The sequence below is a fragment of the Streptomyces sp. P9-2B-2 genome, from assembly GCF_030406865.1.
GTDB classification, from domain to species: Bacteria; Actinomycetota; Actinomycetes; order Streptomycetales; family Streptomycetaceae; genus Streptomyces; species Streptomyces platensis.
On sequence record NZ_CP129126.1, the window covers coordinates 4,548,786 to 4,563,525 of the forward strand.

The 14,740-nt window shown below is 70.6% G+C and carries 15 protein-coding genes; 8 read left to right on the top strand and 7 right to left on the bottom strand.

Annotated features, from left to right (window positions below):
- Positions 1 to 194 precede the first annotated feature (194 nt).
- Positions 195 to 734 carry an Lrp/AsnC family transcriptional regulator gene (locus tag QT196_RS19820; protein ID WP_290355342.1) on the top strand — a complete coding sequence of 180 codons (540 nt, stop codon included), beginning with the start codon at positions 195 to 197 and terminating at the stop codon, positions 732 to 734.
- 103 nt (positions 735 to 837) lie between these two features.
- On the opposite strand, the gene QT196_RS19825 is transcribed toward QT196_RS19820, so the two are convergent.
- Positions 838 to 1,428: a TetR/AcrR family transcriptional regulator gene (locus QT196_RS19825; protein ID WP_168480368.1), complete on the bottom strand. Its 591-nt coding sequence runs from the start codon at positions 1,426 to 1,428 to the stop codon at positions 838 to 840.
- Between the two features lie 2 nt (positions 1,429 to 1,430).
- Positions 1,431 to 2,951: a 3-hydroxyacyl-CoA dehydrogenase gene (locus QT196_RS19830; RefSeq protein WP_168480369.1), complete on the bottom strand. Its 1,521-nt coding sequence runs from the start codon at positions 2,949 to 2,951 to the stop codon at positions 1,431 to 1,433.
- A gap of 146 nt (positions 2,952 to 3,097) precedes the next feature.
- Between QT196_RS19830 and paaN the strand changes: the two genes are divergently transcribed.
- Positions 3,098 to 4,780, top strand: coding sequence for a phenylacetic acid degradation protein PaaN (gene paaN / locus QT196_RS19835; RefSeq protein ID WP_168480370.1), 1,683 nt, complete (start codon positions 3,098 to 3,100; stop codon positions 4,778 to 4,780).
- A 66-nt stretch (positions 4,781 to 4,846) separates the two neighbouring features.
- Here the strand turns inward: paaN and QT196_RS19840 are convergent, their stop codons facing one another.
- The 3 genes from QT196_RS19840 to QT196_RS19850 form a co-directional block, all read right to left on the bottom strand.
- Positions 4,847 to 5,521 carry an RNA methyltransferase gene (locus QT196_RS19840; protein WP_168480371.1) on the bottom strand — a complete coding sequence of 225 codons (675 nt, stop codon included), beginning with the start codon at positions 5,519 to 5,521 and terminating at the stop codon, positions 4,847 to 4,849.
- Positions 5,518 to 6,825: an HTTM domain-containing protein gene (locus QT196_RS19845; protein WP_290356683.1), complete on the bottom strand. Its 1,308-nt coding sequence runs from the start codon at positions 6,823 to 6,825 to the stop codon at positions 5,518 to 5,520. The genes QT196_RS19840 and QT196_RS19845 overlap by 4 nt, the downstream gene beginning before the upstream one ends.
- Before the next feature lie 74 nt (positions 6,826 to 6,899).
- Positions 6,900 to 7,571: a DUF5819 family protein gene (locus QT196_RS19850; protein ID WP_168480373.1), complete on the bottom strand. Its 672-nt coding sequence runs from the start codon at positions 7,569 to 7,571 to the stop codon at positions 6,900 to 6,902.
- A 169-nt stretch (positions 7,572 to 7,740) separates the two neighbouring features.
- Here QT196_RS19850 and paaA point away from each other — a divergent pair, with 169 nt between their 5' ends.
- From paaA to QT196_RS19880, 6 genes are all read left to right on the top strand, one after another.
- On the top strand, positions 7,741 to 8,691 hold the full coding sequence (gene paaA, locus QT196_RS19855) for a 1,2-phenylacetyl-CoA epoxidase subunit PaaA (protein ID WP_168480374.1): 951 nt from the start codon (positions 7,741 to 7,743) through the stop codon (positions 8,689 to 8,691).
- Positions 8,688 to 9,014, top strand: coding sequence for a 1,2-phenylacetyl-CoA epoxidase subunit PaaB (gene paaB, locus QT196_RS19860; RefSeq protein WP_168480375.1), 327 nt, complete (start codon positions 8,688 to 8,690; stop codon positions 9,012 to 9,014). The genes paaA and paaB overlap by 4 nt, the downstream gene beginning before the upstream one ends.
- The gene (gene paaC, locus QT196_RS19865; RefSeq protein WP_168480376.1) at positions 9,014 to 9,730 is read left to right on the top strand and encodes a 1,2-phenylacetyl-CoA epoxidase subunit PaaC; all 717 of its coding nucleotides are present in this window, start codon (positions 9,014 to 9,016) and stop codon (positions 9,728 to 9,730) included. Before paaB ends, paaC begins: the two co-directional genes overlap by 1 nt.
- Entirely contained in the window at positions 9,724 to 10,221 is a 498-nt protein-coding gene (paaD, locus tag QT196_RS19870; protein WP_168480377.1) for a 1,2-phenylacetyl-CoA epoxidase subunit PaaD, read from the top strand. Before paaC ends, paaD begins: the two co-directional genes overlap by 7 nt.
- Positions 10,221 to 11,264: a 2Fe-2S iron-sulfur cluster-binding protein gene (locus tag QT196_RS19875; RefSeq protein ID WP_168480378.1), complete on the top strand. Its 1,044-nt coding sequence runs from the start codon at positions 10,221 to 10,223 to the stop codon at positions 11,262 to 11,264. The genes paaD and QT196_RS19875 overlap by 1 nt, the downstream gene beginning before the upstream one ends.
- Before the next feature lie 444 nt (positions 11,265 to 11,708).
- Positions 11,709 to 12,842, top strand: a complete 1,134-nt coding sequence (locus tag QT196_RS19880; RefSeq protein ID WP_168480379.1) for an acyl-CoA dehydrogenase family protein — start codon at positions 11,709 to 11,711, stop codon at positions 12,840 to 12,842.
- Positions 12,843 to 13,133: 291 nt separating this feature from the next.
- Here QT196_RS19880 and QT196_RS19885 read toward each other — a convergent pair whose 3' ends face one another.
- Both QT196_RS19885 and QT196_RS19890 read right to left on the bottom strand, forming a co-directional pair.
- Complete coding sequence (locus tag QT196_RS19885; RefSeq protein ID WP_168480380.1) at positions 13,134 to 13,478, bottom strand: rhodanese-like domain-containing protein; 345 nt, start codon at positions 13,476 to 13,478, stop codon at positions 13,134 to 13,136.
- Between the two features lie 10 nt (positions 13,479 to 13,488).
- Positions 13,489 to 14,472 (bottom strand): J domain-containing protein, encoded by a 984-nt coding sequence (locus tag QT196_RS19890; RefSeq protein WP_168480381.1) that lies wholly within the window; start codon positions 14,470 to 14,472, stop codon positions 13,489 to 13,491.
- Positions 14,473 to 14,740: the final 268 nt, after the last annotated feature.

Sequence of the window (14,740 nt, forward strand, 5' to 3'; positions counted from 1 at the left end):
CGCCAGGCGCCTCATAGGGGTGGTGGGCGGGCGGCGGGCGGGCAGGATGGAATCGGCCAGGGCGGGTACGCCCTGCCCTACCGATTGTTCGGTCGCTGATGCATTTTGGCTACAGGCGGGCTCAGCCTGTGGACAAACGGTTCTCCACAGCTTGAGATGAAGCCAGGGCGTCCACCAAGGGGAGGCGGGACCATATGCCGGACGAACAGATGGCCAATTCCGGCGGGCATCCGGCGACGGCAGCCGGCCCGCCACCGACGCCCTCCGCCCCGCCCTCTCCGGCCGCACGCCCGCTGGACACCATCGACCGCTCGATCCTGCGCATGCTCCAGACCGACGGCCGGGCCTCGATACGCTCCGTGGCCGAGCGGGTGCATGTCTCACGCGCCAATGCCTACGCCCGGATCAACCGGCTGATCGACGACGGGGTGATCCGCGGCTTCAGCGCCCTCGTCGACCAGGAGCGGGCAGGTCAGGGCGCCTCCGCCTACATCACGCTGAAGATCGTGCAGAACTCCTGGCGGACCGTGCGCAAGCAGCTCACGGCGCTGCCGGGGGCCACACATATCGCGCTGGTCAGCGGCGATTTCGATGTACTGCTGCTGGTCCACACCAAGGACAACCGCGAGCTGCGCGAACTGGTCCTCACTCGTATCCAGTCGATACCGGAGGTCCTGAGCACCCGCACGCTGCTGGTCTTCGAGGAGACCGATCTCGGCCCCGAAGAGGAATGACCGGCCGGGCCGCCGCCGGGGCTCACCGAGGGCGCCGTCCCTCAGGGGAGGCCGGGATTGCGCCCCTGGATCACGGTTCCCAGGAGCCGTCCGATCGCGCGGATCAGGCCTTCCGCAGCCCCGCGAACGCCGTACGCACCACGGCTTCGGCGACCTCGTCACGGCTCGCCGAGCCGCCCCGCCCCGGCCGGTACCACTCCACAATCGAGTTGATCATGCCGAAGAGCAGCCGGGTGGCCAGCCGGATGTCCACGTCGTCCCGTAGGTCGCCGTCGGCGGCGGCCTGCTTGAGCAGGTCGGACACCTCGTGGTCGAACTCCCGGCGGCGTTCCATGGCCCACCGCTCGGTGTCCGTGTTTCCGCGCACCCGCAACAGCAGCGTCACATAGGGGAGTTCGTCCATCAGCACCTCGGCCACGCGCCGGGTGACATGCTCCAGCCGCTCGATCGCCCGCCCCTGGACGGCGCCCGGCTCCTCCAGCACGCCGAACAGCCCGTCCAGCGCCCGGCTTATGGCGCGGTGCAGCAGCTCTTCCTTGCTGCGCACATGGTGGTAGATCGAGGATTTCGAGATACCGGCCGCCTTGGAGAGGTGCTCCATGGACGTGCCGTCGTAGCCGCGCTCGATGAACACCTCGACGGCGACCGCGAGCAGCGAATCGGGCGTATAGGTGTCGCGCTTGGCCATGGTCATGATTAGAGCACCAATTCCTCGAGGTCTGCACGGCGCCGCAGCGCCCAGGACGGTACGTAGCGTCCACCGGCATTTTGGTGGTGCATCGAATCCAGCAGATCCCCTACCCAACGGGCGCCCAGCCGCTCGACCCATTCCATGGGGCCGCCGGGGTAGTTCACGCCGAGCCGCATGGCCGTGTCGATGTCGTCGGGGGTGGCGACGCCGCGGGCCGCGGCGTCCACGGCGAAGTCGATGATCATCGCGACCGTCCGGGCGACGATCATGCCGGGGACGTCTTCGATCACGCTGACCTGCTTGCCCAGTGCCTGGAACAGCCCGACGGCCTCCGCCAGATCCTCCTCGGAGACCGCCGCCGAGGCCGCCAGGGCGATGCGGGTCGCGGCGCGATAGTCCAGGGACAGGTCGAAGCGGATGCAGTTCTCCTGGGCGGGCGCCGTGGCCGGAGAGCCATTGGTCAGCGCCAGGCGGGCCCCGCCGGGAAGACGGAGGAAGCCTTCCACCTCCCCCGGCGTGCGGTCGCCGGTGACCTTGATGCCCGCCTCCTCGATGAGCTCGCGCAGCACCGCCGCGGGGCCGGGCAGCTCCCCGTGCAGCCCGACGGATGCGGGCACCGGGCAGGGCTCCGCCGTCCGCGGTTCCGGCCGCGGCGCGCCCTCGGAGTAGTCGAACCATCCGCGCCCCGCCTTGCGGCCGTGCAGCCCGGACTCGACCAGCCGGCGCTGCGCCAGGGAGGGGGTGAACTTCGGGTCCTGGAAGAACGCCTGCCACACGGAGTGGGTGACCGCCTCGTTCACGTCCTGCCCGATGAGGTCGGTCAGCTCGAAGGGCCCCATCTTGAATCCGGTGCCCTCGCGCAGCACCGCATCGATGGTGGCGGGGTCGGCGACCCGCTCCTCGTACACCCGCAGGGCCTCGGCGTAGAAGGGGCGGGCGATGCGGTTGACAATGAAACCGGGGGTGTCGGCGCAGCGCACCGGCTGCTTCCCCCAGGCCGAGGCGGTGTCGTACGCCGTGGTGGCCGCCGCTTGGTCGGTGGCGAAGCCGTTGATCACCTCGACCAGGGGGAGCAGTGGCGCGGGGTTGAAGAAGTGCAGGCCGACGCAGCGGCCGGGGTGGCGCAGCCGGCCCGCGACCGCCGTCACGGACAGCGAGGAGGTGTTGGTGGCCAGCAGGCAGTCCGCCGTGACGATGTCCTCCAGGGCGGTGAACAGCTCCTGTTTGGCCGGAAGTTGCTCCAGAATCGCCTCGATGACCAGTGCGGCGTCGGCCAGCTCCGCGAGGGCGGTGGCGGGGGAGAGGCGCGCGCGGGCGGCGTCCCGCGCGTCCGCCGAGATCCGGCCTTTTTCGACGAGCCGGTCCAGCCGGCCTCTGATCGCCTCGGCCGCCTGCGCGGCGCGTCCGGGGGCGGTGTCATAGAGGAGTACGCGGTGGCCGGCGACCAGCGCCACCTGCGCGATGCCCTGTCCCATGGTGCCGGTGCCCACCACTGCCACGGTGCTGCTGGTCCCGAGTGCCGTCATGCCCGCTGATCCTCTCCGACCGACTTTTCCACAGGCCGGCCGGGCCCTCTTGCCCCGACCGATCGTTCGGTTACTCTAACTCCGTTGCCTTGTCCGCTCCCAGCCCCTATCCACTTCCGCCCAGCTCGACGAGGAGTTGGTCATCGATGGCCGCCGAAATGACCGCAGCGCAGTTGATCGAGAAGCACCGCCCGACCCTCGACCAGGCGCTGGAGGCGATCCGCACCCGTGCCTACTGGTCCCCGCACCCCGAGCACCCGAAGGCGTACGGCGAGACCGCCGCACCCGACGGGCTGGCCGCCTTCGAGGCGCTGCGCGGCAAGCGGTTCGAGCTCGACCAGCCCGGCACGGACGACTGGACGGGCGAGGAAGTCTCGCCGTACGGCCCGGAGTTGGGCATCAGCTATCCGCATCCGGATGTGGACGAGCTGCTGCCGGCCATGCGCGCCGCGCTCCCCGTCTGGCGGGACGCCGGTCCCGAGGCGCGGGCGGCGGTGTGCCTGGAGATCCTGGCCCGGATCAGTGCGCGCACCCATGAGTTCGCCCAGGCCGTGATGCACACCAGCGGACAGGCCTTCATGATGGCGTTCCAGGCGGGCGGCCCGCATGCCCAGGACCGCGGCATGGAGGCGGTGGCGTATGCGTACGCCGAGCAGGTCCGCACCCCGGAGCAGGCGCCGTGGTCCAAGCCGCAGGGCAAGCGTGACCCGCTCGAACTGAGCAAGAGCTTCACGACCGTGCCGCGCGGTGTCGCCCTGGTGATCGGCTGCAACACCTTCCCGACGTGGAACGGCTACCCGGGCCTGTTCGCCTCTCTGGCGACCGGCAACCCGGTGCTGGTCAAGCCGCATCCGCGCGCAGTGCTGCCGCTGGCGATGACCGTCAAGGTGGCCCGCGAGGTGCTCGCCGAGGCCGGTTTCCCCGCCGACCTGGTGTGCCTAGCCGTGGACAAACCGGGTGAAGGCCTGGCCAAGACGCTGGCCGTCCGCCCCGAGGTCCGCGTCATCGACTACACCGGCTCGACCGCCTTCGGCGACTGGCTGGAGACGCACGCCCGGCAGGCGCAGGTCTTCACGGAGAAGGCCGGCGTCAACACCGTCGTCATCGACTCCACCGACGACTACAAGGGCATGCTCAGCAACCTCGCCTTCTCCCTGTCGCTCTACAGCGGCCAGATGTGCACCACCCCGCAGAATCTGCTGATCCCGCGCGACGGCATCGGCACGGACGCCGGACCGAAGTCGTACGACGAGGTGGTCAGCGATCTCGCGGGCGCGGTGAGCGGCCTGCTGGGCGATGACGCACGGGCCAACGCCCTGCTGGGCGCCATCGTCAATCCGCAGGTCAAGGAGCGGATCGACGCGGCTTCCGGGCTCGGCGAGGTGGCACTGGCCTCCCGTGAGGTGACCAACCCCGAGTTCCCCGGAGCCACGGTCCGTACGCCGGTGATCGTCAAGCTGGACGGTGCCAAGCCGGACGACGAGGCGGCCTATCTGTCGGAGTGCTTCGGCCCGGTGTCCTTCGCGGTGGCCGTCGACTCCGCGGCCGACGCGGTGGATCTGCTGCGGCGCACGGTCCGCGACCAGGGCGCGATGACGGTCGGCGCGTACACCACCTCGCCGGATGTCGAGAAGCTGGTGGAGGAGGCCTGCCTGGAGGAGTGCGCCCAGCTGTCGCTGAATCTGACCGGCGGGGTCTATGTGAACCAAACCGCGGCGTTCTCGGACTTCCATGGCTCGGGCGGTAACCCGGCGGCCAATGCGGTGCTGTGCGACGGCGCCTTCGTGGCGAACCGCTTCCGGACGGTGGAGGTACGCCGCCCGGCGTGACCGGTGCGGGTGGGGCCCGGGACCTGTTCCTGGGCCCCGGCCGGGCATCGGCGGGCCCAGGGTCCGTCAGGGGGCGGCCGGCCCCTCGATCCGCGCATGGCGGCCGATCCAGGCATGCATCGCGATGGCGGCCGCGGCCCCCGCGTTGATCGAGCGGGTCGAGCCGAACTGCGCGATCGAGCAGACCAGCGAGACGTGCCGGCGCGCTTCCTCGGTCAGCCCCGGCCCCTCCTGGCCGAAGAGCAGCACACAGCGGCGCGGCAGCTCGGTCGTCTCCAGCGGGACGGAGCCGGGCAGGTTGTCGATCCCGATGATCGGCAGCTCCTCGGCCGCCGCCCAGGCGGTGAGGTCGGCGGTGTCCGGGTGGTGGCGGACGTGCTGATAGCGGTCGGTCACCATCGCGCCCCGGCGGTTCCAGCGCCGCTGCCCGACGATATGGATCTCCTTGGCCAGGAACGCGTTCGCGGTCCGGACCACCGAGCCGATGTTGAAGTCGTGGCCCCAGTTCTCGACGGCCACATGGAAGTCATGGCGGCGGGTGTCGAGGTCGGCGACGATCGCCTCGCGCGTCCAGTAGCGGTACTGGTCGACGACATTCCGGCGGTCGCCATGGGCGAGCAGCTCGAGGTCGAACCGCTCGTCCTGCGGCCAGGGCTCCGGGTGCGGCCCGACGCCGATCTGCGGCCCGTACCCCTCGTCGTACTGGAGGGGCTCGGCGGGGGCGGTGTTCTCGCTGCTCACCCCACGAGCGTATGGCCACCGCCACTGTGCTCCGTACGGGTATCCGGCTCATCGCCGGCCGGGCGGGCCGGTCCGCCGCGCGAGAACAGCCGTTCCCGCAGGCCGGAGAGGCGCGCGGAGAGCCAGGTCAGGAAGTTCGTCGGCAGGAAGACCGCGTCCGCGGTGATCATCGCGAGCGAGAAGAACGGCAGCCCCAGCAGGATCGCGATCGAGAGGTGCTCACAGATCATCACGACCAGCAGCACATTCTTCAGCCGCCGGTTGAAGAGCGTGAACGGGAAGGCGACCTGCACGATCACCGTGCCGTAGGTGATCAGCATGATCATCACGCCGTTGCTGCCCAGCAGCTCGGACAGCGCCGGCCACGGGGAGAAGTAGTCCAGGTGCATCGGGAAGTAGACGGCGGTGCCGTCCTGCCAGCGGCTTCCCTGGATCTTGTACCAGCCGGCGGTGGCGTAGATCAGGCAGACCTCGACCATGATCACCAGCAGTGCGCCGTTGTGGGCGAGCTTGGTGACGGTGTCCAGTACGACGCGCGGCTCGCCGGGCGCGTACCGCTGCACCGCCCACCACAGTCCGTGTGTCGCCCACAGCCCCCACAGCACCAGGCTCCAGCCGATGTGCGGGAACGGGCCGTGGTCGAACCAGCTGAGGCCGTAGTTGCCACCCACCTGGGCGGCGGCCAGGGCGAGGCCTAGCACGGCCCACAGGATGACGCCGGGCAGATCACGGGAGCCGGCGGCCGCGCCGTCGGTTCCGTCCGCGGCGGCCGCGGCCCGCTTCGCACGGCGCGCGTCCAGCGACCAGACCTGCCCGCACCGGGTCAGCACGAGATACATCGACATCAGGTGGATGACGTTGTCGCCGCCGTCCCCTATGAAGATGCTGCGGTTCTGGAGCGAGATCACGCCGACCATGAAGAGCACCGACATGGTGCGGGTGCGCCAGCCGAGCATCAGCAGCGCGGCGGCCACGATGGCCAGCAGGTAGACGCCCTCGAACCAGCCGCGGCCGTCGGACCAGGGCAGTACGGAGAAGGCATGGTTGCCGCCCAGCAGCCGGCGCGCCATGTCCAGGCTCCAGGGACTGTCGGGCCCGTAGAGAACCGCGCGGTGCGGCCACTCCCGCAGCAGGAACAGCAGCCAGGTCGCCGAGAAGCCGATCCGGATCACGGCCGTCTGGTACGGGGCCAGCGCCCGGCTGGTGGCGTACCGGAAGCCGCGGCCGATGGCGCGCTCGATACGGGTCTCTTCGTAGGGCTCGGGCTCCTGGGGCGCCGGGGATGCCGGCGCTTGCTGAGGCACGTCGGCCGGCTCGGTGGGGTGCTCGGGCTGCTGTGCGCCGGGCGTCTGCTGGGGCTGCTGGGGCGTCGGTGACGTCACTGGTGGGTCGCCCCCTCGGGCAGGTCGGCTGCGGTGACCTGCCACCAGGGCAGCACGCGGAACACGGGCTTGTCGCTGATCTTCTCGGTACTCCACGGCGGCGGGCGGACCGCCGTCGTCTGCGAGCGGACCTGGATCTGCTCGACCCGGCCGCCGCCCCTGGTCCACTCGTCGTCCATCCGGAACAGCACGAGCCGCCGGATGTACCGCTCGGACAGCTCACCGCGCAGGCCGACCGGGCGGTTCTGCGCGTTGTGGGTGTTGACGAAGAGCTCCCACCCGCGGCGCAGCTGGTTCTGCTGGGTGTGGCTGGGCATCGGGTTGTGGCGGATGGCCTGGCCGTCGCGGGCGGTCAGATCGGTCCAGCCGGTGGTCCGCGCGGTGCCGTCCTCGGTGCGCAGCTGTGCGCGGACCTGGACCGCGTTGTTCTGCTGGAGGGGATTGGGTGCGAACAGCTTCCAGTTCTGCTCGTACTCGGGATAGACATAGTCGCTGATCAGGGCGCCCTGCTGTTTGCTGAGCGTGTTCGACGGTGCGACATGCAGGAACATCATCGCGAGATGAATCGCGACGGCGACCGCGATGGCACAGGCCGCCACTCCTATGACGATCCGCGAGGGCAGCGAGAGCGCGGCCAGTGGCCGCGATTCGTCCCCGTATGACTGCATTCCCGCCCCGTTCCCAGAATCCATGCGGCCAACTCCGCTTCGGAACCGTACCTAGGCGGCCCGGCCGGGCACACCTCTCCCGAGTTATCCACAGGCTTGACACCCGAGGTCCGCCCACTCACCATTGAACCGAACGATCGGTCGGTCGGGAGCAGCGAGGGGGCACCACATGACGACGATCGCGCCGGAAGAGACGGCCCGAGAGGCCGTATTCGACGCCACCGTGGCCGCGGAAGAGCGCATCGAACCGCGGGACTGGATGCCGGACGCCTACCGCTCGACACTCGTGCGGCAGATAGCGCAGCACGCCCACTCCGAGATCATCGGCATGCAGCCGGAGGCCAACTGGATCACCCGGGCGCCGTCCCTGCGCCGCAAGGCGATCCTGATGGCGAAGGTGCAGGACGAGGCAGGCCACGGCCTGTATCTCTACAGCGCCGCCGAGACCCTGGGCACCAGCCGCGACGAACTGCTGGACAAGCTGCACTCCGGCCGCCAGAAGTACTCCTCGATCTTCAACTACCCGACCCTGACCTGGGCCGACGTCGGAGCCATCGGCTGGCTGGTGGACGGCGCGGCGATCACCAACCAAGTCCCGCTGTGCCGGTGTTCGTACGGTCCCTACGCCCGCGCCATGGTCCGTATCTGCAAGGAGGAGTCCTTCCACCAGCGCCAGGGCTACGAGCTCCTGCTGGCCCTCAGCCGTGGCACCGAGGCACAGCACGCCATGGCGCAGGACGCGGTGGACCGCTGGTGGTGGCCCTCCCTGATGATGTTCGGCCCGCCGGACGACGAGTCGTCGCACTCCGCGCAGTCCATGGCCTGGAAGATCAAGCGGCACTCCAACGACGAGCTGCGCCAGCGCTTCGTGGACATCTGCGTCCCCCAGGCCGAGGCCCTCGGGCTGACGCTCCCCGACCCGGATCTGACCTGGAACGACGAGCGCGGTCACTGGAACTTCGGCCCGATCGACTGGGCCGAGTTCCGTGAGGTCCTCAAGGGCAACGGCCCCTGCAACGCACAACGGATCAGCCGCCGGCGACAGGCCCATGAGGACGGAGCCTGGGTCCGCGAGGCAGCCGCCGCCCACGCGGCCAAGCACGGGAAGGCCACCCGATGACGACACCACGCCCCGCCGACGCGGCCGCGACCGCCGCGGCGCCCACCGACTGGCCGCTGTGGGAGGTCTTCGTCCGCAGCCGCCGCGGTCTCTCGCACACCCATGCCGGCAGCCTGCACGCCCCGGACGCCGAAATGGCGCTGCGCAACGCCCGCGACCTCTACACCCGCCGCTCGGAGGGCGTCTCCATCTGGGTGGTGCCCTCGGCGCAGGTCACCGCCTCCTCGCCGGACGAGAAGGACTCCTTCTTCGAGCCGGCCGGCGACAAGCCCTACCGCCACCCGACCTTCTACGAGATCCCGGACGGGGTGCATCACCTTTGATGAACATCACCGCCACCCCGGCCCTGATCCTCGGGGACGACGCCCTGATCCTCTCCCACCGCCTGGGCGAGTGGGCCGGCCACGCCCCGGTCCTGGAGGAGGAGGTCGCACTGGCCAATATCGCGCTGGACCTCCTCGGCCAGGCCCGCGTGCTGCTCTCACTGGCCGGTGACGAGGACGAGCTGGCCTATCTGCGCGAGGAGCGGCAGTTCCGCAATCTCCAGCTCGTGGAACAGCCCAACGGCGACTTCGCCCACACCATCGCCCGCCAGCTCTACTTCTCCACCTACCAGGAGCTGCTGTTCGACCACCTCGCCCCGACCGAGAGCGAGTTGGCACCCCTGGCCGGAAAGGCCGTCAAGGAGGTCGCCTACCACCGGGACCACGCCCACCAGTGGACACTGCGCCTCGGCGACGGCACCGACGAGAGCCACACCCGGATGCAGCGCGCCCTGGATTCCCTGTGGCAGTTCACCGGCGAACTCTTCGAGCCGGTGGAAGGACTGGAAACGGTGCCGTGGTCCGCCCTGCACGACGGCTGGACCACCCGCATCACCGCCACCCTGGAGCAGGCCACGCTCACCGTCCCCGAAGGCCCCAGGCACGGCGCCTGGCGGGCCGGCGCGGGCCGCCAGGGCCTGCACACCGAATCATTCGGACGGCTGCTCGCCGAGATGCAGCACCTCCACCGCAGCCACCCGGGGGCGACATGGTGACCACCACCGCCCTCGAAGAGGAACTGCTGGCGCTGGCCGGCTCCGTTCCCGACCCCGAGCTACCGGTGCTCACCCTCGCCGAGCTGGGCGTGCTGCGCGGTGTGCAGCTCACCGCACCGGGCCGGGTCGAGGTGCAGCTCACCCCGACGTACACCGGCTGCCCCGCCATCGAGGCGATGTCGGCCGATATAGAGCGGGTGCTGCACGACCACGGCGTACCCGAGGTCGAGGTCCGCACGGTCCTCAGCCCGCCATGGACCACGGACGCGATCACCGCCGAGGGCCGCCGCAAGCTCGCCGAATTCGGTATCGCACCGCCACGCCCCACCGGCCCGGCCGGCGGACCCGTCGCCATCGACCTCACCATCCGCTGTCCCCACTGCGGATCGACCGACACCACCCTGCTGAGCCGGTTCTCCTCCACGGCATGCAAGGCCCTGCGCCGCTGCGAGTCCTGCCGCGAACCCTTCGACCACTTCAAGGAGTTGTGATGTTCCACCCGCTCCAGGTCCGGGAGATCGAGCGGCTCACGGACGACGCGGTGGCCGTCACCTTTGCGGTCCCGCCCGAGCTGCGCACGACCTTCCGGCACACCCCCGGGCAGCACATCGCGCTGCGCAGATCGGTCGACGGCCAGGAGATCCGCCGTACGTACTCCATCTGCACCCCGGCCACCGACGAGCCCGTACTACGCGTGGGCATCCGGCTGGTCGAGGAGGGTGCGTTCTCGACGTACGCGCTCAAGGAACTGGCGGTCGGCGACACGGTGGACGTCATGGCCCCGGCAGGCCGCTTCACCCTCGAACCGCGCCCCGGCCACTTCGTCGGCATCGTCGGCGGCAGCGGCATCACCCCGGTGCTGTCCATCGCCGCCACCCTGCTCGCCCAGCAGCCGGACGCCCGCTTCTGCCTGATCCGCAGCGACCGGACGGCGGCGTCGACGATGTTTCTGGAGGAGGTGGCCGACCTCAAGGACCGCTATCCCCAGCGCTTCCAGCTCATCCACACCCTCTCCCGCGAGGAACAACAGGCCGGCCTGCCCTCCGGCCGGCTGGACGAGACCCGTCTCCGCTCCCTCCTGCCCGCGCTTCTGAAGACCGACTCCGTCGACGGCTGGTACCTCTGCGGCCCCTACGGCCTGGTCCAGGGCGCCGAGCGGGCCCTGCGCGCCCTCGATGTGCCCCGCACCCGCATCCACGAAGAGATCTTCCACGTCGACAACGGCACCCCGACCGCCCCCATAGCCGCCACCCCCGCGCACAGCACCGTGACCGCCACCCTCGACGGCCGCTCCGGCAACTGGCCCGTCCACGACGGCGAATCACTGCTCGAAGCGGTCCTGCGCAACCGCGCGGACGCCCCGTACGCCTGCAAGGGCGGCGTCTGCGGCACCTGCCGCGCCTTCCTGGTCTCCGGCGAGGTCCGCATGGACCGCAACTTCGCCCTGGAATCCGACGAGGTCCACGCGGGCTACGTCCTGGCCTGCCAGTCCCACCCGGCCACGGAGAAGGTGGAGCTGGACTTCGATCGATAGGGCGGACCCGAGCGCACCGGCCGCACGATCCGGGGCTGCCGATGCCACACCAGCCACCATCCGCGCCGCTTCGCGGCGTACCGCGAGGTCCGTCCTCAACGCCGAGGACCGGGGGCTGAGCCGTGTTGGCGAAGGTCGGCGTCAGCAACCGGCACGGGCATCGGCTCCTGGCTTCCGCTTCGACTTCGTTCCTGCGGGACACCGGCACAGGCAGTACGCGGGGGCGTGATGCGGGCTCCGGGGCGTGAGGCAGACGCCGAGGCGTGAGGCGGACTCCGGAGCCAGTGCCGGACGACGCCCACAGGCACGTTCTCCCACTCCCCAATCGCTCCCCGCCGCCCTCAAATCCCTCGTCCCTCCACCGCTTCCACCATTCCCAATTCCTGCAACCTGTTCTACCTTGACGCTTCGTCAGATCGAGGCGCCGCGTGGGAGGACAGAGCAGTGGACTTCACCTTCACCGAGGAGCAGCAGGCCGCCGTCGAAGCGGCGAAGGCCGTCTTCTCGGGGGTCGCTCCGGACAGTGTGCCCAGCCCGGCGCTCACCCCCGGTGCGGTCGCCGACGACTTCGACCGCGCGCTGTGGCGCAAGCTCGCCGACGCCGATCTGCTGAGCCTGCCGATCGCGCCCGAACACGGCGGCGCGGGCCTGGACCCGATCGCGCTCTGCCTCGTACTCCGCGAGTCGGCCAAGGTGCTGGCACGGGTACCCCTGCTGGAGTCCGGTGCCGCCGCGCTGACCATCCAGCGTTATGCGACCGAAGAACTCTGTGCGGAGGTGCTCCCCGCGATCGGCACCGGGGACCTCGTCGTGACCGTCGCCGCCCATGGCCGCACCGGGCACGAACCGGCCGACCTCGCCGTGGCAGCCCATCAGGAAGGCTCCGAGTGGGTCCTCGACGGCGTCCAGACCGCTGTCCCCTGGGCCCGGACCACGGACCGGATCCTGCTCCCGGCCCACACCCCCGACGGCCACGCCGTACTCGCCCTTGTCCCCCGCACCCACCCGGGCGTCACGCTCGACGACCAGATATCCACCAGCGGAGAGCCGCACGCCGAGGTCCGGCTGGACTCCGTACATATCAGCGACCGGGAAATGATCACCGACCCCGCCGCCTGGAAATGGCTGCGCAACGTGCTGACCACCGGCACCTGCGCGCTCGCTCTGGGAGTCGGCGCGCGCGTACTGGACATGACCAGCGACTACACCAGCAAGCGCGAACAGTTCGGGTACCCGGTGGCCACCTTCCAGGCCGTCGCCTGCCAGGCCGCCGATCGCTTCATCGATCTGCGCGCCATGGAGGCCACCCTCTGGCAGGCCGCCTGGCGCCTCACCGCCGAAGCAACCGGCCCGCTACCGCTCGCCGGAGATGTGGCGGTGGCCAAGATCTGGGCCTCGGAGGGCGTACGCCGGGTCGTCCAGACCGCGCAGCATCTGCACGGCGGCTTCGGCGCCGACACCGACTACCCGCTGCACCGCTACCACGCCTGGGCCAAACAGCTCGAACTCTCCCTCGGCCCGGCCGCCGCCCACGAGGAGTCCCTCGGCGAGCTGATCGCGGCACATCCGCTGGGGTGAGGCGGGAGCGGCCGGAGCGTCGGGGCGGAGTGGGGCGGGCGGGGTGCCGTAAGGGCGCCGGGGTTCAGGAATGTGGCCACTGCCCCACGCGTCCCGGAAGTCGGCCGCCGGTGCCGAGTGATTGCTCAGCACCCCGGAAGATCAACTGGAGCGGCCTCTGCCGAGCATCCGGGAGTAGGGGGCTGACGAGCGTTCAGAGATGACGGCAGTCCGGGGGCAGTTCCCACTGCCCGACCGGACAACCCTCCAGCCAACCAAGCTGCCCAGCAGCCCGGCTCTCCGTCTCCGCGGCTAGATGACCGAACCCGAGCCGCCCTTGCCGTCCGAGACGGGGCGGCCGGCGGCCTCCCATGCCTGCATGCCGCCCGCGACGTTCACCGCCTCGACGCCCTGCTGAAGCAGGTATTGGGCCACCTGCGCCGAGCGCCCGCCGACCCGGCACAGCACATACACCTTGCCGGCGTCCGGCGCGGCCTCGGTCAACTCACCGTAGCGGGCGACGAATTCACTCATCGGGATGTGCAGCGCACCCTCGGCGTGCCCGGCCTCCCACTCGTCGTCCTCGCGCACGTCCAGGAGGAAGTCCTCCGACGTGAGAGCGTCGACACCGACCGTGGGCACAGAACCAAATTGCATGGTGCCGACGCTACCGGACCAGCTGCGCGAGGTACGTCTCGCGTTCCGCGACATCGGCGAGCAGCTTCTCGGCGATCTCCTCCAGCAGCGCGTCCGGGTCCTCCGGCGCCATCTTGATCATCGCGCCGATCGCGCTCTCCTCCAGCTCAGCGGCCATCGCGGCCAGCAACTCCTTGCGCTCGGCGAGCCACTCCAGCCGCGCGTAGAGCTCCTCGCTCTCGCTGAGCCGCTCCTCGACCGGTGCGGGGCCGGCCTCCCACTCGCGCGCCAGCTCGCGCAGCACCGCCGCGTCGCCCTGGGCGTACGCCGCGTTGACCCGTGCGATGAACGCGTCCCGCCGGGCACGCTCCGCGTCGTCCCGCGCCAGGTCCGGGTGGGCCTTGCGCACCAGGTCGCGGTAGACCTTGCGAGCCTCTTCGCTGGGCCGCACCTTCTGCGGGGGCCGCACCGACTGCTCGGTGAGCATCGCCTGGGCCTCCGGAAACAGCCCGTCGGATCCCATCCAGCCGTGGAACAGCTCCTCGACCTCCGGCATCGGCAGCACCGACGCCCGCGCCTCCCGCGCCTTACGGATGTCCGCGGGGTCGCCCGTACGCGCCGCCACCGCCTCGGCGATCTGCGCGTCCAGCTCGTCCAGCCGTGCGTACATGGGGCCGAGCCGCTGGTGGTGCAGGCGGGAGAAGTTATCCACCTCCACCCGGAAGGTCTCCACCGCGATCTCGAACTCGATCAGCGCCTGCTCCGCGGCCAACACCGCCTTCGCCAGCCGCCGGGTCGCCTCATCCTGAGCCGCGGCCGCTTGCTCGTCGGCCACTCCGCCCGACTCGGCGGCCGCCCTGGCGTCACCGATGCCCGACTCTGGCCCTGCCCCAGACCGGTCGGCGCCCTGCTCGGGCTCTCCCTCTGCCTGCGGGTCGGCCTGGGCGTCCGAGGTGCCCGGTACGTCCGGTCGGTGCTGGCCGTCCTGCGCGTTCTCCGCGTGCGAGTTCGTCACCCGGCCAGCGTACGGCCCCGCCGGGCACGGCCCTCCACGGCCATTCGCTCGCTGCCTGCTGGGCTGGGGGCCTCCCCCCTAGCCCACCCACCCCCTCCTGTCTCCCCCCACCCAAAATACCGAGCGGCGTCCACACCGCGCCCCAGACCGCCCCGGCCCTAACGGGGCCCCAGGCGCAACCAGCCCACGCGCCCACAGCAGGCCCGCGCTTACCGAGCCCACGGCCCCCGAACCCGCCCCCGGCCACTCGACCACCAAGCTGCGCCAC